17 protein-coding genes are annotated in these 24,125 nt (G+C 56.5%); all 17 read left to right on the plus strand.

Features of this window, described 5'->3' with window-relative positions; translation table 11 throughout:
- Positions 1–20 precede the first annotated feature (20 nt).
- The 17 genes from K1558_RS26390 (at position 21) to K1558_RS26465 (ending at position 24,094) form a co-directional block, all read left to right on the plus strand.
- Entirely contained in the window at positions 21–3,467 is a 3,447-nt protein-coding gene (locus tag K1558_RS26390; protein ID WP_238654951.1) for a discoidin domain-containing protein, read from the plus strand.
- Between the two features lie 89 nt (positions 3,468–3,556).
- On the plus strand, positions 3,557–4,405 hold the full coding sequence (locus K1558_RS26395; protein WP_238654952.1) for an RCC1 domain-containing protein: 849 nt from the start codon (positions 3,557–3,559) through the stop codon (positions 4,403–4,405).
- 105 nt (positions 4,406–4,510) lie between these two features.
- Positions 4,511–7,171, plus strand: coding sequence for a sensor histidine kinase (locus tag K1558_RS26400; protein ID WP_238654953.1), 2,661 nt, complete (start codon positions 4,511–4,513; stop codon positions 7,169–7,171).
- Entirely contained in the window at positions 7,164–7,880 is a 717-nt protein-coding gene (locus K1558_RS26405) for a response regulator (protein ID WP_238654954.1), read from the plus strand. The genes K1558_RS26400 and K1558_RS26405 overlap by 8 nt, the downstream gene beginning before the upstream one ends.
- A 502-nt stretch (positions 7,881–8,382) precedes the next feature.
- Entirely contained in the window at positions 8,383–8,715 is a 333-nt protein-coding gene (locus K1558_RS26410; RefSeq protein WP_238654955.1) for a hypothetical protein, read from the plus strand.
- A gap of 272 nt (positions 8,716–8,987) precedes the next feature.
- Entirely contained in the window at positions 8,988–9,065 is a 78-nt protein-coding gene (kdpF, locus tag K1558_RS33235) for a K(+)-transporting ATPase subunit F (protein WP_173127715.1), read from the plus strand.
- A gap of 20 nt (positions 9,066–9,085) precedes the next feature.
- Complete coding sequence (gene kdpA, locus K1558_RS26415) at positions 9,086–10,762, plus strand: potassium-transporting ATPase subunit KdpA (RefSeq protein ID WP_238654956.1); 1,677 nt, start codon at positions 9,086–9,088, stop codon at positions 10,760–10,762.
- A gap of 18 nt (positions 10,763–10,780) precedes the next feature.
- Positions 10,781–12,814 (plus strand): potassium-transporting ATPase subunit KdpB, encoded by a 2,034-nt coding sequence (gene kdpB / locus K1558_RS26420; protein WP_238654957.1) that lies wholly within the window; start codon positions 10,781–10,783, stop codon positions 12,812–12,814.
- A gap of 54 nt (positions 12,815–12,868) precedes the next feature.
- Positions 12,869–13,489 (plus strand): potassium-transporting ATPase subunit KdpC, encoded by a 621-nt coding sequence (gene kdpC, locus K1558_RS26425; protein WP_238654958.1) that lies wholly within the window; start codon positions 12,869–12,871, stop codon positions 13,487–13,489.
- Positions 13,490–13,512: 23 nt separating this feature from the next.
- Positions 13,513–15,834, plus strand: a complete 2,322-nt coding sequence (locus K1558_RS26430; protein ID WP_238654959.1) for a histidine kinase — start codon at positions 13,513–13,515, stop codon at positions 15,832–15,834.
- Between the two features lie 207 nt (positions 15,835–16,041).
- On the plus strand, positions 16,042–16,527 hold the full coding sequence (locus K1558_RS26435; protein ID WP_238654960.1) for a nitroreductase family protein: 486 nt from the start codon (positions 16,042–16,044) through the stop codon (positions 16,525–16,527).
- Between the two features lie 35 nt (positions 16,528–16,562).
- On the plus strand, positions 16,563–18,308 hold the full coding sequence (locus K1558_RS26440; RefSeq protein ID WP_238654961.1) for an ABC transporter ATP-binding protein: 1,746 nt from the start codon (positions 16,563–16,565) through the stop codon (positions 18,306–18,308).
- Positions 18,292–20,121, plus strand: a complete 1,830-nt coding sequence (locus tag K1558_RS26445; protein WP_238654962.1) for an ABC transporter ATP-binding protein — start codon at positions 18,292–18,294, stop codon at positions 20,119–20,121. Before K1558_RS26440 ends, K1558_RS26445 begins: the two co-directional genes overlap by 17 nt.
- Before the next feature lie 475 nt (positions 20,122–20,596).
- Positions 20,597–21,277, plus strand: coding sequence for a response regulator transcription factor (locus tag K1558_RS26450; protein ID WP_238654963.1), 681 nt, complete (start codon positions 20,597–20,599; stop codon positions 21,275–21,277).
- Positions 21,274–23,028 (plus strand): sensor histidine kinase, encoded by a 1,755-nt coding sequence (locus K1558_RS26455; RefSeq protein WP_238654964.1) that lies wholly within the window; start codon positions 21,274–21,276, stop codon positions 23,026–23,028. Before K1558_RS26450 ends, K1558_RS26455 begins: the two co-directional genes overlap by 4 nt.
- A gap of 40 nt (positions 23,029–23,068) precedes the next feature.
- Positions 23,069–23,593 (plus strand): CDP-diacylglycerol--serine O-phosphatidyltransferase, encoded by a 525-nt coding sequence (gene pssA, locus K1558_RS26460; protein ID WP_238654965.1) that lies wholly within the window; start codon positions 23,069–23,071, stop codon positions 23,591–23,593.
- Between the two features lie 6 nt (positions 23,594–23,599).
- Positions 23,600–24,094, plus strand: a complete 495-nt coding sequence (locus tag K1558_RS26465; protein ID WP_238654966.1) for a DedA family protein — start codon at positions 23,600–23,602, stop codon at positions 24,092–24,094.
- Positions 24,095–24,125: the final 31 nt, after the last annotated feature.

Genomic DNA, 24,125 nt, shown 5'->3' on the forward strand with positions numbered 1-24,125 from the left:
TAACCCTGAGGAGGAATAGAATGCGTAACAAGTATGTTGTATGGTCGCTAGTAGTCACGCTGTTGATCTCTACGCTGTTCATGGCTGCCGGACCGCTGACCCGTTCGTCAGCTGCGGGCGGAGCGAATCTGACGCTGAACAAAACCATTACATCCAGCGGGCAATCGCAGAATTATACGCCGGATAACGTGAAGGACAGTAACCAGAGTACGTATTGGGAGAGTGTCAATAATGCTTTTCCCCAGTGGATTCAGGTCGATCTGGGGTCGCTCACCAGCATTGACCAGCTTGTACTGAAGCTTCCTGCCAGCTGGGAGACACGGACACAGACGCTGGCGGTGCAGGGCAGCACGAACGGCTCCAGTTATACCGATATCGTTGGCTCCGCTGCGTATGAATTTAATCCTGGAGTCGCGGGCAACAGTGTGACCATTAACTTCACGCCTGCCAATACGCGGTATGTCCGGCTGCTGTTCAGCGCGAACACAGGATGGCCGGCAGGGCAACTGTCCGAGCTTGAAATCTATGGTTCCAGCAGTCCAACCCCTGCACCTACGGCGGTCCCTACAATTACACCTACATCTACTCCAGCGCCTACAGCCACACCGGCACCGACACCAACGAACACTCCAGTTCCCACAGCAACGGCTTCGCCTGGGGCGAATATTGCTATCGGTAAAGCAATCAGTGCTTCCTCCACAACCCAGAATTACACCGCAAGCAATGCTAACGACAATAATATAGGCACATATTGGGAAGGCAACGGCAATCCCAGCACACTGACTCTTGATCTCGGTGCCAATCATAACATTACGTCCATTGTGCTGAAGCTCAATCCGGCTGCAGAATGGGCCACCCGCACCCAGAATATTCAGGTCCTGAGCCAGAGTCAGAGCAGCTCAAGCTTCAGCAATCTGGTATCTGCACAGAACTACACGTTCAATCCGGCTTCCGGCAATACAGTCACGATTCCGGTTACCGCTACGGTTCAGCGTCTCCAGCTGAATATTGCCTCCAATTCCGGCGCACCTGCCGGACAAATTGCCGAATTCCAGGTCTATGGCACACCGGCGCCGAACCCGGACCTGACAATTACCGGACTGAGCTGGACACCCGCTTCTCCGATAGAGAGCAATGCGGTAACCCTGAACGCAGTGGTGAAAAATATAGGGAATGCCGCAGCCGCAGCCACCACCGTTAATTTCTATCTAAACAGTGAGCTGGCCGGTTCCGCACCGGTAGCGGCATTGTCAGCCGGAGCTTCAGCTACCGTCTCCTTAAATGCCGGAACGAAGCCAGCCGGAACTTATACGCTCATTGCCAAGGTAGACGAGGCGGGGCAGATTATCGAGCAGAATGACAGCAACAACAGCTACACAAGTTCATCGCCGCTGGTGGTTGCGCCTGTATCCAGCTCGGATCTGGCAGGGACCACATCGTGGTCACCATCCACCCCTTCAGCAGGCAGCAGCGTAGCCTTCACTGTCAATCTTAAGAATCAGGGCAATCTTGCGTCCGCAAGCGGGGCCCATGGCGTCACCGTTGTGCTGAAGAACTCGTCCGGTGCGACCGTACAGACTTTTACCGGCTCATACAGCGGTGTGATTGCGGCCGGAGCTTCTGTGAATGTCACCCTTCCGGGCACCTGGAGCGCAGTGAACGGAAACTACACAGTTACTACGACCATTGCTGCAGATGCCAATGAGGTGACCGCCAAGCAGGCCAATAATGTACAAAATGCCAATCTCGTCGTCTATGCCATGCGTGGAGCCAGTGTCCCGTACAGCCGCTATGATACACAGGATGCCACACGCGGCGGTTCAGCAGTGGTGAAATCCGCCCCGAATTTCGATCAGTCGCTAACCGCTTCGGAGGCCTCGGGCCAGAGCTACATCGCTTTGCCGTCTAGCGGCTCCTATGCCCAGTGGACAGTTAGACCCGGTCAGGGGGGAGCTGGTGTTACTATGAGATTCACGATGCCGGATTCGGCGGACGGCATGGGCCTTAACGGTGCGCTTGATGTCTACGTCAACGGAACCAAGGCCAAAACCGTTCCGCTCACCTCTTACTATGCATGGCAATACTTCTCCGGTGACCAGCCGGGAGATGCGCCAAGCGCCGGACGTCCGCTGTTCCGGTTCGATGAAGTCCACTGGAAGCTGGACACCCCGCTACAGCCCGGTGATACGATTCGGATTCAGAAGAATAACGGGGACAATCTGGAGTATGGAGTCGATTTCCTGGAGATTGAACCTGTTCCGGCAGCCATTGCCCGCCCGGCAAACAGTGTATCGGTCACCGATTTCGGAGCCGTTGCCGGGGACGGCCAGGATGATCTTGCCGCATTTAACAGTGCAGTTGCCGCAGCTGTTGCAGGCGGGAAGACACTTTACATTCCGGCGGGAACCTTCAACCTCAGCAGCATGTGGGTCATTGGCTCGGTGAACAACATGATTAACAACATCACGATTACAGGAGCAGGCTACTGGCATACCAATCTGCAATTCACGAATCCCAATGCGGCTGGCGGGGGCATCTCCTTCCGCGTCCAGGGCAAGCTGGATTTCAGCAACTTGTATATGAACTCGAATCTGCGGTCACGCTACAACCAGAATGCCATCTACAAGGGCCTGATGGATAACTTCGGCAACAACTCGGTGATTCATGAGGTGTGGATTGAGCATTTTGAATGCGGCATGTGGGTGGGGGATTATGCACGGACACCGGCGATTTTTGCGAACAATCTGCTTGTCGAGAACAGCCGCATCCGCAACAATCTGGCGGACGGCATCAACTTCTCCCAAGGGACCAGCAATTCTACCGTCCGCAATACCAATGTGCGCAATAACGGGGATGACGGTCTGGCTGTGTGGCCGAGCAATACGTTCGGTGCGCCGGATGCGGTGAACAATACGTTTTCGTACAATACGATTGAGAATAACTGGCGCGCAGGGGCGATCGGTATCTTCGGGGGCAGCGGCCATAAGGCGGATCACAACTATATTATCGACACCGTGGGCGGCTCCGGCATCCGTCTGAATACGACCTTCCCGGGTGCGCATTTCAACAACAATACCGGAATGGTATTCTCGGATACGACTATCATTAATAGCGGTACCAGCCAAGATCTGTATAACGGGGAACGCGGGGCGATTGATCTGGAAGCGTCAAGTGATCCGATCAAGAATATTACCTTCACCAACATCGACATCATCAACACCCAGCGCGATGCGATCCAGTTCGGCTACGGGGGAGGCTTCTCTAACATCGTATTCAACAACATCAATATTAACGGCACCGGTCTCGACGGCGTGACCACTTCGCGCTTCTCCGGCGCCCATAAAGGAGCAGCCATCTACACGTACACCGGCAACGGCTCGGCCACCTTTAACAACCTGACGACCAGCAACATTGCCTATCCGGACCTGTACTATATTCAGAGCGGGTTCGGACTGTTGATTCAGTAAAGGTATTGGAGCTGAGCATAGAGAGGGGAGCCTTGGGCTCCTCTTTCTGCTATTCTATATAATAGTAGAAAAAAAGGGGTGCAATTATTATGCATACTGTTTCATTACCTGCAATCGCGGCTGGCTACCGCCATTCTGTGCTGCTTCTGCCGGACAGAACGGTAAGGGCGTGCGGGGAGAATACATACGGGCAATGTGAGGTAGGGAGTTGGCGCAATATTGTTGCGGTAGCTGCGGGCAATGCACATATCGGCAACTCGCATACAGTAGGCCTTCAAGCAGATGGTACGGTGATGGCGGCGGGCTGGAACAAGCATGACCAATGCAATGTAAGCGGCTGGTGCGATATCGTGGCGGTTGCCGCAGGCTGGCGGCGTACAGTTGGCTTGAAGGCGGATGGAACAGTGCTCGCGGCTGGGCGGAACAATGAGGGCCAGTGTGAGGTGAGCGGCTGGCAGGACATCGTTGCGGTGACGGCGGGCGACTGGCATACAGCCGGACTTCGTGCTGACGGCACAGTCGTTGCTACGGGGAACAACCGCCATGGGCAATTGAAGGTCGGCGAATGGCAGGAGATGACCATGCTCGCAGCAGGGTACCTGCATACCGCCGGACTCCGGGCCGATGGCACAGTAGCCGCAGCCGGTTTGAACAAGCGCGGCCAATGCGAAGTAGGCGGCTGGCGCGGGATTACGGCGGTTGCCGCCGGGAGCCATCATACTGTCGGCCTGCACCCAGACGGTACGGTTACAGCGGCTGGCTGGAATGAATACGGGCAGTGCGAGGTCAGTAGCTGGCAGCATATCGTAGCGGTGTCGGCAGGCTGTACCCATACGCTTGGCCTGAAGGCGGATGGCACAGTGGTTGCGGCTGGCAGCAATGCATATGGGCAGAGTGATACAGCAGCTATGCTGCATAGTCAGCCCACATCATCTTAATGCAATCTTAATGCCACAGCGGAATCCGTAATCCTATGTTGATGAGCCACATGCTATACTTACGCTAGCACACAACAATGTCCATTGAAGAAAGGAAGCCTGCGGATGACAGGGCAGATGACAGCGGCAAAAAGACGGGGCCGGCTGACGATATTCTTCGGTTATGTACCGGGCTTAGACCTAACTGGCGCCATGCTGGCTGCCGCCCGTGCGGAGCAGCAGCAGGGCGTCCAAGTAGCCGTAGGCTGGTTACAGCCCCATGCTGGGACGGAAACGGCCGGACTGCTTGCCGGGCTGGAGCGGCTGCCGCCGCTTAATATTGCTGCGGGCCCACTAATCCTGCAGGAATTCGACCTTGACCAGGCGATCCGCCGCAGGCCGGAGCTGATCCTGCTGGATGGGCTGGCCCACACCAATGCGCCTGGACTACGCCACAAAAGACGTTATCAGGATGTAGAAGAACTGCTGCGCGCAGGCATCAGCGTCTATACTACGATCACGATTGAGCATATGGAGACACTGGCAGATGCAGTTGCTTCCATAACAGGCATTCCTGCGCCGGAGCGGATTCCGGACAGCGTATTCGGCAATGCCGACCGCGTGGAGTTCATCGACATCACGCCGGTTGACTGGCTGGACCGCCTGAAGAAGGGCCGGATCTACCCGGCCGGGGAACAGCAGGAGCAGGCAGCGGAGCTGTATGATCTTCCGAAGCTGACGGCCCTGCGGGACATCGCCTTACGTTATGCAGCAGACCAGCAGAAACGGATGGCCGAGCGGATTGGGCAGGGGGCAACAGCGGAGGGCTTGAACGCCAAGGAGCATATCCTGGTCTGCCTGTCGTCGGCGGTGTCGAGCAGGAAGGTGATCCGGACGGCAGCCAGAATGGCGGACAGCCTGCACGCGGAGTTCACTGCGCTTTTCGTGGAGACGTCCAAGACGAAGGAATTGACCGTGAAAAGCAAGGCGGAGCTGCGCGAAAACCTGAGACTGGCCGAGCAGCTTGGCGCTCAGGTTGCGACGGTCTACGGTGAGGATGTACCGGGACAAATTGCCGAATACGCCAGAACGAGCCGTGTCACCAAAATCCTCCTCGGCCACTCGCAGCACCAGAGCCGCTGGCCGTCTGCGTCCACTTTTATCGATAAGCTGACTGCGGCGGCGCCGGGGATGGATATTTATATTATCCCGGATCATGGCGCTGCCGTCCGTCAAGGGATTCGGCCCTACACGAAGCCTCCGCTGCTGTCGCTGACGGATACAGCTACCACCCTGGGCATCCTGCTGGTATGTACGCTAATTGGCTTATGGTTCAAGAGCCTCGGCTTCAGTGAAGCGAATATTATCACTGTCTATATTCTCGGCGTTCTGCTGGATGCAATGGTGACCAAGGGACGGTTGTACAGTGCGGTGACTTCGATTCTAAGCGTGCTGGTGTTTAACTATTTTTTCACGGAGCCCTATTTCTCATTGCAGGCCTATGATTCCGGTTATCCGGTGACGTTCCTCGTCATGCTCACGGCTTCCTTCATTACTAGCACGCTAACGCTGCGGGTAAAAGCCCAAGCCCGGGAATCGGCGCAGAAGGCCTACCGGACGGAGGTGCTGCTGGAGACCAGCCGCAAGCTGCAGCAGGCCAAGGACACACCGGCCATTATCAACGAGACGGCGCTGCAAATGCTGAAGCTGCTCGACCGGAGCGTCATTATCTATGAGGTGGACGAGGGCGTGCTCACAGAGCCGCAGATCTATACGAAGGCCGGAAGCGCTGCGGATGCCAGCAGGTATACGGTGGAAGCTGAGCGCAAGGTTGCCGAATGGGTGCTGCGGAACAATAAACGGGCGGGTGCGTCCACCGATACGTTCTCGTCGGCCCATTGCCTGTATCATGCGGTGCGCAGCGGTGACACGGTGTTCGCGGTGGCGGGGATTGTGATGGAGCAGGAGGAACCGCTGGAGATTTTTGAGAAAAGCCTGACGATCGCCATGCTGGGAGAATGCGCCCTCGCCCTGGAGAAAGACAAGCTGAACGAGAAGCAGAAGGAAATCTCCCTGCAAATCCGCCAGGAGCAGCTCCGCACCAATCTGCTGCGCGGCATCTCACATGATCTGCGCACGCCGCTGACCAGCATCTCGGGCAATGCTGGCATCCTTATCGGCAACTCGGAGGTGCTTAGTGAGGAGCAGAAGCAGGAGCTGTACAGCGACATCTATGACGATTCCATGTGGCTGATCAATCTGGTGGAGAATCTGCTGTCGATCACCCGGCTAGACAACGGGGCGCTTCATCTGCAAATGCAGGCCGAGCTGCTGGAGGAAGTGATCGCGGAAGCGCTGCTGCATGTGAACCGCCATAAGGTTGAGCATGTGATCCGGGTGCTGCTGGAGGATGAACTGCTCATGGCCCGGATGGATTCACGGCTGATCATTCAGGTGATCATCAACCTGGTGGATAATGCAATTAAGTATAGCGGGGCCGGATCGCATATTACGATTTCGGCCAGGCGGGAGAACGGGCTGGTGGTCGTGGAGGTCGCCGATGACGGTCCGGGAATCTCTGCCGAGGCGAAGGCAAAAGTGTTCGAGATGTTCTATACAGCCGACAATGTGCGGGGAGACGGCAGGCGCGGGCTGGGCTTAGGACTCTCGCTCTGCAAATCGATTATTCACGCCCACGGCGGCCATATTGAGGTACTAGATCATGCACCGCAGGGGACGGTCTTCCGCTTCACCCTGCTGGCAGAGGAGGTGAATGTCCATGAATAAACCGGTGGTTCTGGTCGTGGAGGACGACAAGCCGATCCGCAAGCTGATTACAACAACCCTGGAGACGCAAGGATATAAATACCATACGGCCGAGACAGGCGAAGCCTCGATCCTGGAGGCGGTGTCCAGCCAGCCGGATCTTATGATTCTGGATCTGGGTCTGCCGGATATGGACGGCGTTGAGATTATCCGTAAGGTCCGGGCCTGGTCGAACCTGCCGATTATTGTGGTCAGCGCCCGCAGCGAGGACCGTGACAAGATCGAAGCGCTGGATGCCGGGGCCGATGATTATCTGACCAAGCCCTTCAGCGTGGATGAGCTGCTGGCCCGGCTGCGGGTCAGCCTGCGGCGCATCCGGGGGGACGGTGAGAAGCTGATGAAGGATGCGTCTGTTTTTACGAACGGGAATCTGAGAATTGACTATGCGGCGGGCTGCGTCTGGCTGGAGGAGGAGGAAATCCACCTCACCCCTATCGAATATAAGCTGCTGTGCCTGCTGGCCAAGAATGTGGGCAAGGTACTGACCCATAATTATATCCTGCATGAAATCTGGGGAAGTCCCACCTATGACATTCCGGCGCTACGGGTCTTCATGGCCACGCTCCGCAAGAAAATTGAGCGCAGCCCTTCCCAGCCGAAGGTGATCCAGACCCATATCGGCGTGGGCTACCGGATGCTGCAGGCGGGGGACGACAGCAGGGGGATCTGAGGCGGCGTAGGAACGGTAAGACGCAGTTGTTGTAAGGGGGAACCTGGGGAACCATGTCTGTAGAGGCATGGTTTTTTTGCTGTTGCTGCAATAGTGTAGCCAGACAGTGGGGGGCGGCGGTTGTAGCGGCACATAGACCCGATGTAATCGAAAAACCGATTACATTACGCCGGTGCGAAGGTGTGCGACTCAATGTAATCGAAAAACCGATTACATTACGCCCGAGCGAAGGTGTGCGGTCCGATGTAATCGAAAAACCGATTACATTTCACCCGAGCGAAGGTGCGCGACGCAATGTAATCGAAAAACCGATTACATTACACTCGAGCGAAGGTGTGAGGTCAAGCGTGTGCGCTTCGCCCCCTAGGCAACTACTTTATTCCTCCGCCAGTAGCATTCATACGCAATCTTAATTCCAACCGCCAAACCCTAATCCTGAACTAATGCGCCGAGTGGTACGCTGAATTCTGAAAGAACACAACTGTGAAAGAAGGCCTTGGGAATGGAGCTGTGGTTAAGAAATATCGGCTTGGTCAGTGTAGTGTCGGTGGTGCTGGTGATGATTCAAAAAGCATACCGGCGGCTGGAGCTGCTAAGGGTGCAGCAATGCTCTTACGAGAACAGCGGGGTGTATGCGGCTGCGGCTAAGTTTGCCGGAGGTGCGGCTGCCGGGGAGGTGCGGGCACAGCTTGCCGCCAGCTTCGAGTTCAATCCGCAGGAGATTGAGCGCATTGTAGACTGGGCGCTGCCGCACCGCATGGAGCCGGATGGCGGGTATAACGCTTTTCTTCAAGGAGTCAACCGGGTGCTGGGGGAGGAGATCTACCGTTCTTAGCGCAGGATGAATGAGTCTGGGGTACGCCTAATGGCCTTATGGTGATCTTAATGGGATCTTAATGCCCCCGGGCAAACCCTAACCCTGAACTAATGGAAGAAATGTTACGCTAGACCGGAAGTTACAAGAGAGAGATTCCATAAGGGTAAGGAGTGGCAAAAGCAGATGATGGATCTGTACATGACGTTGACGCTGGTACTGGTATTTATGCTCTTCTGCATGTTCGCAGAGTGGTGCGGACGGGTGACCGGGGAACAAGGGAGGGATGAATGATGGCGGTTGTTCTGGCAGCGACTGCGCTGCTGTTTCTCTATCTGGTCTATGCATTGATTCATCCGGAGAAATTCTAACTAATTAAGGAGGGGCACCTGTGGGTATTGTGCAGATTATAGCGGTCATCTTAATACTCGTACTGCTGGTGAAGCCGGCGGGCACTTATCTATATCATGTATTCTCGGGTGAACCGAACCGGACGGACCGGATCTTCGGCGGAGCTGAGAGGGGAATCTACCGGCTGATCGGGCTGAGACAACAGGAAGGAATGTCCTGGAAGACATACGCGCTCAGCTTCATCGGAACGAACCTTGTGCTGGTGGCGTTCAGTTATATTATACTCAGGCTGCAGAAGGGACTTCCGCTCAACCCGGGCGGGATCGGGGGCATGGAGCAGACCCTGACGTTCAACACGGTGATCAGCTTCATGACGAATACGAATCTGCAGCATTACAGCGGGGAGACAGGCGTGTCTTACTTCTCGCAGATGGCAGTTATGACGATGCTGATGTTCACCTCGGCGGCCAGCGGCTTGGCGGTGGCGGTGGCTTTTGTCAGAGGGATTACAGGGCGGGGCTCGGTCGGGAACTTCTTCGAGGACTTCGTTAAGGCGCATGTTCGCATCTTCCTTCCGTCCGCACTGCTTATAACAATGGCGCTTGTAGCACTTCATGTTCCACAGACGCTGAAGCCTACACTTGAAGTGACCACGCTCGAAGGGCAGACTCAGCAGATTGCCATTGGTCCGGTAGCCTCGCTGGAGTCGATTAAGCACATCGGTACGAACGGCGGGGGCTTCTTCGGAGCCAACTCGGCCCATCCCTTTGAGAACCCCAGTCCGCTGAGCAATGTGCTGGAGATTCTCTCGATGTGGCTGATTCCGGCCTCACTGCCTTATATGTACGGGAAGTTTGCCGGGAACAAGCGTCAGGGGTGGATGGTTTTTGCGGCGATGATGACCCTGTTCGTGCTGCTGCTGGGACTGAATTACGCTGCGGAACGGGCGGGCAACCCGGCGATTAGCGCGATGGGAGTAGATGCTGCTCAAGGCAGTATGGAGGGCAAAGAGGTCCGGTTCGGCATCCCGCAATCGTCGCTCTTCACCACCGTCACCACAGCGGCGACAACCGGCACAGTGAACAATATGCATGACACGCTGACGCCGCTTGGGAGTATTACACCGCTAACCCTGATGATGCTGAACACGGTATTCGGCGGCAAAGGCGTCGGGCTGGTCAATATGCTGATGTATGCCATACTTGGGGTTTTCCTGTGCGGGCTGATGGTCGGGCGGACCCCGGAGTTTCTCGGGCGCAAAATTGAGGCCAGGGAGATGAAGCTGATCGCGATTGCGATTCTGATTCATCCGCTGATTATTCTGGTGCCGACGGCGGCGGCTTTTCTGACCGAGCTGGGTAAGGGGAGCATCAGCAACCCGGGCTTCCACGGGATGACTCAGGTGTTGTACGAATATGTGTCGTCTGCGGCAAATAACGGCTCGGGCTTCGAGGGACTGGCGGATAACTCCTCCTTCTGGAATATCACCACAGGCATTGTCATGCTGCTCGGCCGCTACGTGTCCATCATTGCCATGCTGGCGGTCGCAGGTTCCCTGCTGCGCAAGAAGCCGGTGCCGGAGACGATTGGAACCTTCCGTACCGACAACGGTCTGTTCACGGGCATCCTGATCGGGACGGTGCTCATCATTGGCGCATTGACGTTCCTGCCGGTGATTGTGCTGGGTCCGGTAGCAGAGTATTTGACTTTACGGTAAGGAGAGGGAGCGAAGAGAATGAGTACTGTACCTAGGAAAAAAATGCTGACAGGTCCCATCCTGCGGAATGCTGCCAGAGACAGTCTGATGAAGCTTAATCCGGTGACCCTGATGAAGAATCCGGTCATGTTCGTTGTGGAAGCAGGTACGGTGATCGTGCTGCTGATGGTACTGCTGCCGGGATATTTCAATGCGGAGCAATCCACCGGCTTCAATCTTGCTGTCTTCTTCATCCTGCTGTTCACTGTGCTGTTCGCCAACTTCGCCGAGGCACTGGCCGAGGGCCGGGGCAAGGCGCAAGCCGATTCGCTCAAAAAAACAAAGCAGGACATCACGGCCAATAAGCTTACCGGTTCAACCGTCAAGCAGGTCCCTGCCTCGGAGCTGCGCAAGGGTGATATCGTGGTGGTCAGCCAGGGCGAATTCATTCCCGGTGACGGGGAAGTAATTGAGGGGCTGGCTTCGGTGGATGAATCGGCGATTACCGGGGAATCCGCGCCAGTCATCAAGGAAGCCGGAGGTGACTTCGGCTCTGTGACCGGCGGCACCCGTGTAGTCAGCGACCAGATCAAGGTGCGGATTACCAGTGATCCGGGAGAATCCTTCCTGGACCGGATGATCTCGCTGGTCGAAGGGGCGAAGCGCCAGAAGACGCCGAATGAAATTGCCCTCAGCACCCTGCTGATCAGCCTGACACTCATCTTCCTGATTGTTGTTGTTACCCTGCGTCCGATTGCGGATTACATCGGGGTGAAGCTGGAGATTCCGGTCCTGATCGCACTCTTGGTCTGCCTGATTCCAACGACGATCGGCGGGCTGTTGTCCGCGATTGGGATTGCCGGAATGGACCGGGTGACCCAGTTCAATGTGCTGGCGATGTCAGGGAAGGCGGTGGAAGCCGCCGGGGATATCAATACCATGATTCTCGATAAAACCGGTACGATCACGTTCGGTAACCGCATGGCCAGCGAGTTCGTGGCAGTAGGGGGAGCATCGTCTTCAGAGCTTGCCGCATGGGCGGCCGTCAGCTCGCTGAAGGATGAGACCCCGGAAGGACGCTCCGTGCTTGAACTGGCGAGGAAGCTGGAGCTAAGCTATGACAGCAGCCTGGCAGCAGGCGGGGAGTTCATTGAATTCAAGGCTGAGACCCGGATGAGCGGGATCGATCTGCAGGACGGACGCTCTGTGCGTAAGGGCGCAGTAGATTCCGTCAAAAAGTGGGTGCTGGCTCATGGCGGCACCGTCCCGCCTGATCTGGACAGCAGCTCGGAGGGCATCGCCCGGCTGGGCGGGACACCGCTGGCAGTTGCGGTAGACAACCGGATCTACGGGCTGATCTATCTGAAGGATACCGTCAAGCCCGGGATGAAGGAGCGCTTCGACGAGCTGCGCAGCATGGGAATCAAGACGATTATGTGTACCGGGGATAACCCGCTGACCGCAGCGACGATTGCCCGCGAAGCCGGGGTCGATGACTTCATCGCCGAGAGTACGCCGGAGGACAAGATCGCGGTGATCCGCCGGGAGCAGGGCGAAGGCAAGCTGGTCGCCATGACCGGGGACGGCACCAATGACGCCCCCGCGCTGGCCCAGGCGGATGTGGGGCTGGCGATGAACAGCGGGACGACCGCAGCTAAGGAGGCGGCCAATATGGTCGATCTCGATTCCGATCCGTCCAAGATCATTGAGGTGGTTGCTATCGGGAAGCAGCTGCTCATGACACGCGGGGCGCTGACTACCTTCAGTATTGCTAATGATATTGCCAAGTATTTTGCAATTATTCCGGCGATGTTCACGCTGGCGATTCCCGAGATGAATGCCCTTAATGTAATGGGCCTGGGGTCCCCCAGCTCGGCGATTCTCTCAGCGCTGATCTTCAACGCGCTGATTATCCCGCTCTTGATTCCGCTGGCGATGCGCGGGGTCGCCTACAAGCCGATGAGCTCTACCCGGCTGCTGGCGCGCAACATTGTCATCTACGGGCTTGGCGGCGTGGTCGTTCCGTTCGCCGGCATCAAGCTGATTGATCTGCTCGTCAGTATATGGATTTAGATATGGATCTGGCGTCCGGCAGACGATTGATTATACTGGGAGGTTGGAAGCATCATGGCACAATCCGTTAGCGGCACCGCCGGGGCGAAGGAAGCCCCTTCCCGGGCTGCCTATATTTTCACTATTATAAGGTTAAGTGTAGTTTTCATTGTTCTCTGCGGGATGATCTATCCCCTGGCAGCAACGGCATTGGCTCAGGTGCTGATGCCCGCCCAGGCGAACGGCAGCCTGCTGAAGGATTCAGACGGGAAGGTAGTCGGCTCCGCGCTGATCGGGCAGAGCTTCAAGGATCAGGCTCTGTTCCAGAGCCGGGTATCCAGCATTGAATACAATGCCGGAGCCTCCGGCTCGAACAACTATGGCCCGTCGAATCCCGATATGCTGCAGCGTACCAAAGACTCTATTACCCAGTGGCAGCTGGATAATCCCGGTGTTCCTGTGAGCAAGCTGCCGGTGGATCTGATCACGAACTCCGGTTCCGGACTTGATCCGCACATCTCCCCGGAGGCTGCGCTTGTGCAGATTCCCAGAATCAGCAAGCTGACCGGAATATCCGCTAATCAGCTACAGGCACTTGTTGAGGAGCATACCGAAGGCCGTGACCTGGGACTGTTCGGGGAGAAGCGCGTCAATGTGCTGAAGCTGAATGAGGCGCTTAAGGCGCTGACGAAGTAAGTCTGCAGGAAGAAGGTGAGCCGGTGCCACCCTATAAACGCAAGTCCCCGGAGGACATCTTATATTCGATCTACCAGCTCCAGCGGGGGCGGCTGAAGATCATTATCGGCTCGGTCAGCGGCTCGGGCAAAACCTATCATATGCTGGAGGAAGGCAAGCTGCTGAAGCGCCAGGGGATTGATGTCGTCATCTGTGCCGTCTCAACAATGGGCCGGGCGGAGACTGTCCAGCAGCTCGGCGATCTGGAGCGGGTGCCCAGCATTCACTGGACCAGGGACGGTATGGAACAAAAGGATCTGCCGCTAGAAGCCATTGTGGAGCGCAATCCTGAGGTGCTGCTGGTGGACGGTCTGGCGCACCGTAACCGTGAAGAGGCCAGGTTCCCGACACGTCTGGAGGACATCCGTTACCTCCTGGATCAGGGCATCAGTGTGATCACAACGATTAATGTCTATGAGCTGGCTGGTGTCGGCGAGCAAATCTATGAGATGACCGGCATCCGGGCGGAGGAGACGGTTCCGCTGAATACGCTGGAATCCGCCGATGAGGTGCGCCTGATCGATGTTTCGCCGGAGACGATCCTGAAGCGGATGGAGGAGGGCGTGCTGGGGAAGGGCGCCCATCCCGCATTGTCCCGCCGGGGCAATCTGGGCGTGCTGCGCGAGGTGTCGCTGCGGCTGATGGCGGAGGGAGTCAATGATTCGCTGGAAAAGCACCGCGAAGCAGAAGGGCTGATCGGCCCCTCCGGCGCAACGGAGCGGATTCTTGTATCAGCCCAGTATCACTGGAACGGCTCGCTCTATATCCGCAGGGGCCAGCAGATCGCCAAGCGGCTGAACGGCGACCTGCTGATCGTTACCTTCCTCCTGCGCGGCCGCGCGCTGACCAAGGACCAGCAGGTGTTCAAGCGTTCAATTCTGAAGCTGACGGAGCGTATCCAGGCGCGATTCGAGGAGCTGGAGGTCGTCCGCCTGCGGCTGCTGCCCGCTACGCTCGTACGCTACGCTACCCGTAACAATGTAACCCGAATTGTGATGGGCCATTCCCAGAAAAGCCGCTGGCAGGAGAAATGGCAGGGCTCCATTGCCAGCCGGGTTCTGCGGCGGACGCGCAATATCGATGTGTTCCTGATGGCCGACCGCGCCGAGCAGGACGGCGAACGGATTCTCCCGGTCCGTCCGGCTCCGGAGGCCGTGCAGGAGCCGTTCCACCGCCTGACCGGGCGGGAGCTGGAGCAGCAGATCGAGCATATCCGGCGGGGCGCCTTCAAGGTGTATATCGGCGCTGCGCCCGGAGTCGGCAAGACCTACAAAATGCTCCAGGAAGGCAATTTGCTGCTCAGCCGGGGAATCGATGTGGTCATCGGGCTGCTGGAGACACATGGCAGGGAAGAGACCCGGCAGCAGACGGGCAGCCTGCCGGTGATCCCCAGGGCACAGGTGGCCTATCAGTCGGCGGTACTGACGGAGATGGATACGGATGCCATTCTTGCCAGACACCCTGAGGTAGTGCTGGTGGATGAGCTGGCCCATACCAACATCCCCGGGAGCTGCAACCGCAAGCGTTATGAGGATGTCCTCCGGCTGCTGGAGCATGGAATCTCTGTCATTACGACCGTGAATGTGCAGCATCTGGAGAGCCTGAACGATGCTGTGGAGCAGTTAACCGGAGTGCGGGTGCGTGAGACGGTCCCGGATGCGATTCTGCGTCTGGCCAGTGAGGTCGAGCTGATCGATGTGACCCCGCAGATGCTGCAGCAGCGGATGCGGGAGGGGAAAATTTACGCGCAGGAGAAGGTCAGCCAGGCGCTGGAATCCTTCTTCCGCATCGGCAATCTGATTGCGCTGCGCGAGCTGGCACTCCGTGAGATTGCCGATGATGTGGATGAGCGGCTGGAGGCCTGGGAGCGGGAGCCGGTCCTGCGCGGCCCCTGGAGCAGGCGCGAGGTCATCTTCGTCTGCGTAGACACCGGGCCGCAGGCTGAGCAGCTCATCCGCCGCGGCTTCCGTATCGCACACCGCCTGAAGGCGGAATGGCATGTGCATTATGTGCAATGTGCCCGCCTCAGGACGGCTGAAGAGCAGAAACGCCTGGATACGTTAAGGCATCTGACGGAACGGCTGGGCGGGGTGATGGATATCACGGAGGCAGGCAGCCGCAGGCATCTGTATAAGCATCTGCTCCAGCGGATGAATGAGATGCAGACAACACAAGTGATTATCGGCCAGTCACGCAAGCCCCTGCTGCGCAGTCTGCTTGCTCCAAGTCTTGTACACTATCTGCTGCGATATGCCCGGCATATGGATATGCTGATTGTGGCTGTCCGCACGGCGATGATGGAATGAGAGAGACAGCCTAACAACCAGCAAAAAGCCTGTGAAGCCTCTGCCCCTGCAGAGCTGCGCAGGCTTTTTGCCTGTGTGGTAATGCACTGGAAATCTCCTGAATTAGGATTTACATTGGAATTCAAAAGATAAGCGTATACAATTGTATACAGAATGCCGGTCACACCGGGGAACAAGACATTACATCTGAAGGAGTGGATATGAACTATGACAATTCTGGACACCATCCGGACAAGAAGAACGATTAAGGCCTTCAAGCCTGACCCGATCCCTGAGCAAGAGCTGAATACTTGGCTGGAAGCGGCAAGCTACGCGCCAAACCACCGGATGAATGAGCCCTGGGAGCTGCTGCTGATTGGACCCGAAACCCGGGCGGCTCTGAACCATAAGACCGATTTCGGCGGAGCCCCTCTTCTGATTGGAGTGTTATCGAAGCCTGCGGATAACGCTATGGCGCGTGATGAGAACATCATGGCGGTCTCCTGTTATATCCAGAACTTCATGCTGGCAGCCCATGAGGCGGGAGCTGGAGTGTTCTGGTCTTCGCTGGGTGCAAGCGCGCTGGGCCGTAAGGTACTGGGCGTGCCGGAGGAGCACGATGTCGTCGCTATTCTCGCCGTTGGCTATCCGCTGGAGGTTCCGGCGGCGAAGCCGAGAACGATGGTAGAGGATAAAATCACCACTTTACCCTGAACCGATGTTATGACAGATGAGATGAAGGTGAACGAATGTGGAAGCTTAGGGGGTTCATGAAGCCATATGCACTCTGGTGTGTGCTTGCCCCATTATTAATGGTTGTTGAGGTTGCCATGGACCTGCTGCAGCCGGCGCTTATGGCCAGTATTGTGGATAAGGGGCTGATGACGAATAATCTGCCGCATATTCTGAAGACTGGCGGAATCATGCTTGGTATAGCCATTGCGGGTATGGTTGGCGGAGTGGGCTGTGCTTATTTTACAAGTCTGGCTTCACAGCATTTCGGTAATGATCTGCGGATCAAGCTGTTTGAGCATATCCAGACCTTCTCGAACCGCAATCTCGACCGGCTAAAAACAGGCTCGCTGATCACCCGGCTGACGAATGATGTCGTGCAATTGCAGACCTTCGTACAGATGATCCTGCGGAACTTCATCCGCTCCCCGCTGCTGCTGATCGGCAGTCTGGTGATGGCCATCTCGATCAGTCCCTCGCTGGCAACGGTTCTGCTGGCTGCGGTGCCGCTGCTGTTCATCCTGCTGTACGTATTGATTAAGCTATCCTTCCCGCTGTTTGCCCGGATGCAGGAGAAGCTGGATGGCGTGAGCAATGTGCTGCAGGAGAATCTGTCCGGCATCCGTGTGATTAAGGCCTTCGTGCGCGCAGGCCATGAGCAGAAGCGCTTCGATGGCGCCAATACGGACTATACAGATACCGGTATCCGGGCCATCCGTCTGATGGCACTGAATATGCCGCTGATGATGCTGATCCTGAACGCCAGTATTATTGCTGTCCTCTGGTTCGGCGGGCTGCAGAACTGGAGCGGTAAGCTTCCGGTCGGTGAACTTATTGCATTCATTAACTACGTTACCCAATTGCTGATGTCGATGATGATGATGAGCAATATGCTGGCCTTCGTGTCGCGGGCCAAGGTATCGGGGGACCGGGTGAATGAAGTATTCGCGACGGAGAGTGAGATTACCGATCCTCCTTCAGCGGAGCAAGGCGTGATTACACTCGGAGAGGTTGAATTTGAGAATGTCTCCTTTGCATATAACCGCGGGGATCAGAATCTGGTGCTGGAGGAGATCAGCTTCACCGCCCGCCCCGGGGAGACGGTTGCTATTCTTGGGGCCACCGGCTCCGGGAAATCAACGCTGGTCAGTCTGATTCCAAGGTTCTATGAGGTGTTGTCAGGTGCTGTGAAAATTGACGGCACGGACATCCGGCAGATTAGTCTCGGACATCTGCGCGGCCGGATCGGCTTCGTGATGCAGCAGTCTCTGCTCTTCAGCGGCAGCATCAGGGACAACATCCGGTACGGCTGCCCGGAGGCCACGGATGAAGAAGTGGAGCAGGCGGCGGTTGCTGCCGAAGCACACGGGTTCATCTCCGCCCTGCCGCAAGGATACGATACTCTGCTTGGGCAGCGGGGCGTCAACCTGTCGGGCGGACAGAAGCAGCGCCTGTCGATTGCCCGTGCACTGCTGATCCGCCCGGCGATCCTGATTCTGGATGACAGCACCAGCGCCCTTGATGCGGTGACCGAAGCACGCATCCGTACGCTGCTGAAGACCGAGCTTACAGATTGCACGGTGGTGATGATTGCCCAGCGCGTGTCCTCCATCATCGATGCAGACCGTATCCTGATTCTGGAGAACGGCCGGATCGCGGCCCAGGGCACTCATACAGAGCTGATGGCAGGCAGCGAGATCTACCGGGATATCCGTCAGTCCCAGCAGAAGGGAGAGGAGGAGCCATATGTCCAGTCATCCTAATGGTGCGCAGCCGCCCGGACGCCCCGGCGGCCCTCCTGTACGGGGAAGCGCTGTGCCTAAGATTCGTGCGAAGAACAGCAGAGCTACAGTTGGCCGGATCTGGTCCTATCTGAACCGCCAGCGGACAGGGCTCCTGATGGTCTACATATTTACTATACTGAATGCCGTTCTGGCGCTGATTGGCCCCTATTTGCTGGGTAAGGCGATCGATTCAGCCATTATTCCCCGTGATTACGGCCTGCTCGTACGGTTCTGTATGCTGCTGGGCGGGATTTACCTGCTCGGGAGCGCAGTCTCCTGGGTACAGGCTTACGTGATGACATCCGTATCGCAGCGGACAGTATATGAGCTGCGGCGGGATCTGTTCGCGAAATATCAGGAGCTGCCGGTGGGCTTCTTCGATACTCATGCCAGCGGTGAACTGATGAGCCGGGCTACCAATGATATTGACAACGTCTCGAATTCACTGAATCAGAGTGTGACCCAACTGCTGAACAGCGTGATCATGCTCAGCGGCTCGTTGGTTATTATGCTGGTGCTTAATATTCCCCTGACGCTTGTCGCTCTTATAACGGTTCCGCTGGTCGTACTGGCCAGCCGCAAAATTACCGGGTTAAGCCGGCTCTACTTCAAGAATCAGCAGCAGCATCTGGGGGAGCTCAACGGCTTCATTGAAGAAGCAGTCAGCGGGCAGAAGGTAATCAAGCAGTACCGAAGGGAGCAGACGGAGGTTGCCAGATTCCGCGGGATCAGCGGCGAGCTGAATAACGCCAGCATCAAGGCACAGATTGTATCCGGCCTGGTCGGCCCGGTCATGAATATGCTCAGCAATCTTAACTTCGCGCTGATCGCAGGCATCGGCGGATGGATGGCCTACCACGGGATGGTCACCGTAGGCATCATAGTCAGCGTCCTGAACTATGCCAAGCAATTCAGCCGTCCGGTCTCGGAGCTGGCGAATCAGTACAATCTGATCCAGTCAGCCATCGCCGGGGCGGAGCGTGTGTTCGAAGTGATGGATATGCCTTCGGAATACAGCGGGGAGCAGCCGCAGCGGCTGGACAGAATATGCGGTGAGGTGGTCTTCCGCGAGGTCGTCTTCGGCTATCAGCCTGATGCGCCGATCCTAAGCGGAGTCAGCTTCACGGCACAGCCTGGCGAGATGATCGCTCTGGTCGGACCGACCGGGGCCGGGAAGACCACTATCGTTAATCTGCTGACCCGCTTCTATGAGGTGAACGGCGGAGAGGTGCTGGTGGATGGCAGAGATATCCGGGCCATGAACAAAAATGAGCTGCGGCGCCAGCTCGGCATGGTGCTGCAGGACGCGCATGTCTTCTCGGGTACCATTCGTGAGAATATCCGTTTCGGGCGGCTGGATGCGACCGACCGCGAGGTGGAAGAGGCGGCCGTCCTGGCCAATGTCAGCGGGTTCATCGCGCGGCTGCCGCAGGGCTATGATACGGTGCTGGGGACGGAAGGCACAACCTTAAGCCACGGCCAGCGCCAGCTCCTGACGATTGCCCGGGCCATCCTGGCTGATCCGGCCATCCTCATCCTCGATGAGGCTACCAGCAGCGTGGATACGCGGACGGAGATGCATATCCAGCAGGCAATGCGCACGCTGATGAAGGGCCGGACCAGCTTCGTGATCGCGCACCGGCTCAGCACCATCCGGGACGCCGACCGCATTCTGGTCATCCAAGGCGGGCAAATCGCCGAGCAGGGCAGCCACGGGGAGCTGCTGGCGCTGGAAGGCATCTATAATGAGCTGTACAACAGCCAGTTCAAGCAGGCGATTCAAGCCGGGTAACAGAGAGCAGCGCAGCGCGCTGCTCTTTTTTGAAAATATCAGAATTTATATGTTGCACACGATAACTTATCCTTATATTTCTCGCTGAAACGATACCGTCCTTAAAAAGGACGGCATAGCCGTTTCTGCTTGCGATGGCGGGGGATGCGCGGGCCGGATGTATGTGGAAAACAGCATACATTGTGCCCAAACACAGGCGATGGCCCGTGGCCCAATGTAATCGGAAAACCGATCAGAATTCGAACTCGGGCTAGGGTGTGCGGCATAAATGTTTGTCAGTCCCCCCCGTCAGTGCAATTTCTTCCAAACGGCCAGATCTTAATTTTCTTTGCGAATATGTTCTGTTTCTATTAGAAGAAGCCGATAATGCTAATATTATCAGCCTTATTACTCCGCAAGATTGATCAGGACACATAAAGGACATAACACTAGACTATGATGTGAGATATAAACGCTTGGAAAGCAGGGAGTTCTATTGAAGAAAAAATTGCTGCTTGTCGAAGATGAGCTGCGGATCCGGGAGCTGGTCTCGGACTATTTCATCCGGGACGGCTGGGAGGTGCGCGAAGCGGACAATGGTCAGGATGCGCTGCTCTGGTTCGATTCGCTGCTGCCGGATCTGCTGATTCTCGATATTATGATGCCCAAGATGGACGGGTTCGAGGTATGCCGGGAGATCCGCCGGAAATCGGCTACTCCGATTATCCTATTGACCGCCAAATCTGCCGATGACGACAAGATCCACGGCTTTGAGCTTGGGGCCGATGACTATGTCACCAAGCCGTTCAGCCCCAAGGTGCTGGTTGCCCGGGCCAACGCGCTGATGAAACGGGTAGAAGGGGCTCATGAGCCGGAATCCGGGGTGGTGAGCTTCGGCACGGCGATCTTTAATACGCTGGCGCACCGGCTGGAGGTCGAAGGCTCTGATGTGGAGCTGACTCCGAAGGAATACGACCTCTTGTGGCTACTGATCCGCAACAAAGGAACGGTCATTTCGAGAGATACGATCCTGAGCCGTGTGTGGGGCATTGAATTCGAGGGGGATTCGCGGGTAGTGGACAGCCATATCAAGAAATTGCGCAGCAAGCTGGGCTATGAATCCCGCTTCATCCGTACCGTTATCGGCACGGGCTACAGATTCGAGGACGAGGAATGAAAAGATGGGGGATTACCTTCAAGCTGTTTGTGATGACCGTGATCTTCTTTGTGTGCTTTTACGGCATGGTGATTCTGGGCCAGTTCCTGTTCTTTGACAGATTCTATCAGAACCAGAAAGAGGCGCGCGTCGAGAAGCAGCTCAAAAGCTTTAGAACCAGCTATACAAACGAGGCCTGGAGCCGGACCCGCACCTCCCGTGAGCAGGTGCGGTTCATGATGCGCAACAAGACGCAGATGGTGATCTTAAGGCTGGACGGCCGGATGAAGTCTGAAGATCCGTTCCGCATGAGGGTGATGGATGAGTCGGGTAAAGTACAGGTGGTCCCGATGTCGTTGTTCATGAACCAGTACGGGGATATGCTCCGGGAGGCCAATCTGAAGGTAAATGATCAGGTCAAGGTGGTGGGAGAGCATTTCACAGATGAGAGTGCACTCGGTAATATTTTCTATCCGTTCGCTATCACCAAGCAAGGGAAGCCTCCTGTTGGCGATGAGGCTGAAGACGGAGAAGCCTCCATTGCCGGGACCGTCACCGAGCTGGTGCTGCCCGACCTGAAGATTTGGAATCCGCGGCAGGGCATCCTGTATGAGGCCATGGAGGAGTGGTTCCCGCTGACTCCGGAGCAGCTCGCGAAGCTGCGTAATCTGGATAGCATCCAAGAGGAATGGACCGCCCCCTGGAGCGGCATCCGCAATTCGGTCCTGATCATGCCTGTTGAGCGGGCGGGCGGGGAGATTGAGCTGCTGTTCACGGTAACCTCGATGCAGGATATCAGAGATTCCAATGCGGCGCTGCGCTGGTTCTTTCTATACCTGGGCATGGGCGGATTCGTGCTGATTCTGATTCTCTCCCTCTTTTACTCCAAGATGGTGACCCGCCCGCTGATCAGGCTCAATAATACCGCCAAGCGGATGGTGGCGCTCGACTTCAGCGGACATGCGTCCATCCGTTCGAAGGATGAGCTGGGGCACCTGTCCCGAAGCATGCTCACCTTGTCGCAGAGCCTGGATGCTGCGCTCAGCGAGCTTCGCGAGACGAATCAGCAGCTGGTGGAAGAGATGGAGCAGAAGAAGAAGCTGGAGCAGATGCAGCAGGAGTTTTTTGCCAGCGCGTCTCATGAATTAAAGACCCCCCTCAGCATTATCAAGGGCTTCGCCGAAGGGCTGGAGGACGGGGTAAGCGCCGGTAAGCAGGACCATTATATTAAAGTCATTATCGAGGAAGCCGACAAGATGGAGTTCCTGGTCAGGGACATGCTGGATCTGGCCCGGCTGGAATCGGGCACGATCAAGCTGCGCCGCACCTCCTTCATGCTGAGTGAGTTGACGGAGAAGGTTGCGGATAAGCTGATTCATCCCCTGCAGGCCAAACAGCTGGATGTAGTCGTGATTCCTGCGAATGAACAGCCTGTCTATGCGGATGAGACCTGGATAGAGAATGTGATCAGTAATCTGCTGACCAATGCAATCAGGCACGCCGAGGAAGGCAGCACTATAACCGTTATGCTGGTGAGCCAGGCTAAGGATCTTTTATTCTCTGTTTATAACACCGGGGAGCAGATCCCCGAGGATCAGCTTCCGCATATCTGGGAGCGGTTCTACCGGATCGAGCCATCCCGCAGCCGCCTGACCGGAGGGACCGGACTCGGCCTCTCGATCGCGAAGCAGATTCTGGATATGCACGGCTGCCGCTATACAGTGAGCAACACCGCGGATGGCGTTTGCTTCAATATTACGTTTACCGGCTAATGCGTCCGTTATTATTTTGTCAGAAAAGGAGTGAACCAGCATGAAATGGAACTGGCTGCCTTCAATGTGCACGCTGGGGAACCTGGGTCTCGGCTCATTCTCGCTGCTATTCACCATTCAAGAACGTTATCATCTTGCTTTATTTATGATTCTGCTGGCGGCTCTATGCGACGTTATGGACGGTTTGCTGGCCCGGATGCTGCACTGCATCAGTGATTTCGGCAAACAGCTCGATTCGCTCGCGGATATTATCTCCTTCGGCATCGCCCCGGCCTTCCTGATTCTGTTCCACCGGCTGGAGAATGTGCAGGGGATCGGGACGGCGGCTGCCGTCGGATTCCTGATCTGCGGCGCGCTGCGCCTGGCCCGGTTCAATATCTCGGCTCCCTCCAAGGGATTCACCGGAATGCCGATTACAGCCGCCGGCGTGATTCTGTCGGTGGTTGCACTGACCAGCGACCGGCTGAAGCCGGAGCTGATCGTCCTGATTATGGGCCTGCTGTCTATGCTGATGATTAGCAGAGTCCCGTTCCCGTCTATCAAAAATCTCGTTAACAGGAAGTGAACCATCATGCCATGGGTCATTGAGATGATCTCACAATACGGATATATAGCGATTTTTGCGCTGCTGGCGCTGGGGCTTCTGGGACTTCCTGTCCCGGATGAGCTCCTGACGCTATTCGTCGGCTATTTGTCCTCCACAATGGTGCTGGATTACTCTCTCTCGGTCCTGGTGTGCTTCATAGGCTCTATCACAGGCATGCTGATCAGCTACACGATTGGTCTACGGGTTGGACAGCCGGTAGTCGACCGGTACGGGAAGTGGGTGGGGCTGACCCCGAAAAGATTCGCCAGTGTCAAACGCTGGTTTTTCCGGTTCGGAAACTGGACGATCTTCATCGCTTACTTCGTACCCGGCATCCGGCATGTGACCAGCTACGTCTCCGGCATCAGTGCCATGTCGTTCAAAAAGTATCTGCTGGTGACGGTCGCCGGAGCGTTCCTGTGGTCGCTGCTGTTTGTGTCGATTGGCTATCTGGTCGGTTCCAAGCTGACTTTTATCTGAGTATGGAGGATGGATAGGTAATATTCATTTT

This window comes from Paenibacillus piscarius (assembly GCF_022234545.1).
GTDB classification, from domain to species: domain Bacteria; phylum Bacillota; class Bacilli; order Paenibacillales; family Paenibacillaceae; genus Paenibacillus_AQ; species Paenibacillus_AQ piscarius.

Coding starts and splice junctions, on each gene's coding strand:
- K1558_RS26390 (WP_238654951.1), top strand. CDS start 21: ATGCGTAACAAGTATGTTGTATGGTCGCTAGTAGTCACGCTGTTGATC.
- K1558_RS26395 (WP_238654952.1), top strand. CDS start 3,557: ATGCATACTGTTTCATTACCTGCAATCGCGGCTGGCTACCGCCATTCT.
- K1558_RS26400 (WP_238654953.1), top strand. CDS start 4,511: ATGACAGGGCAGATGACAGCGGCAAAAAGACGGGGCCGGCTGACGATA.
- K1558_RS26405 (WP_238654954.1), top strand. CDS start 7,164: ATGAATAAACCGGTGGTTCTGGTCGTGGAGGACGACAAGCCGATCCGC.
- K1558_RS26410 (WP_238654955.1), top strand. CDS start 8,383: ATGGAGCTGTGGTTAAGAAATATCGGCTTGGTCAGTGTAGTGTCGGTG.
- kdpF (WP_173127715.1), top strand. CDS start 8,988: ATGGCGGTTGTTCTGGCAGCGACTGCGCTGCTGTTTCTCTATCTGGTC.
- kdpB (WP_238654957.1), top strand. CDS start 10,781: ATGAGTACTGTACCTAGGAAAAAAATGCTGACAGGTCCCATCCTGCGG.
- kdpC (WP_238654958.1), top strand. CDS start 12,869: ATGGCACAATCCGTTAGCGGCACCGCCGGGGCGAAGGAAGCCCCTTCC.
- K1558_RS26435 (WP_238654960.1), top strand. CDS start 16,042: ATGACAATTCTGGACACCATCCGGACAAGAAGAACGATTAAGGCCTTC.
- K1558_RS26440 (WP_238654961.1), top strand. CDS start 16,563: ATGTGGAAGCTTAGGGGGTTCATGAAGCCATATGCACTCTGGTGTGTG.
- K1558_RS26445 (WP_238654962.1), top strand. CDS start 18,292: ATGTCCAGTCATCCTAATGGTGCGCAGCCGCCCGGACGCCCCGGCGGC.
- K1558_RS26455 (WP_238654964.1), top strand. CDS start 21,274: ATGAAAAGATGGGGGATTACCTTCAAGCTGTTTGTGATGACCGTGATC.
- pssA (WP_238654965.1), top strand. CDS start 23,069: ATGAAATGGAACTGGCTGCCTTCAATGTGCACGCTGGGGAACCTGGGT.
- K1558_RS26465 (WP_238654966.1), top strand. CDS start 23,600: ATGCCATGGGTCATTGAGATGATCTCACAATACGGATATATAGCGATT.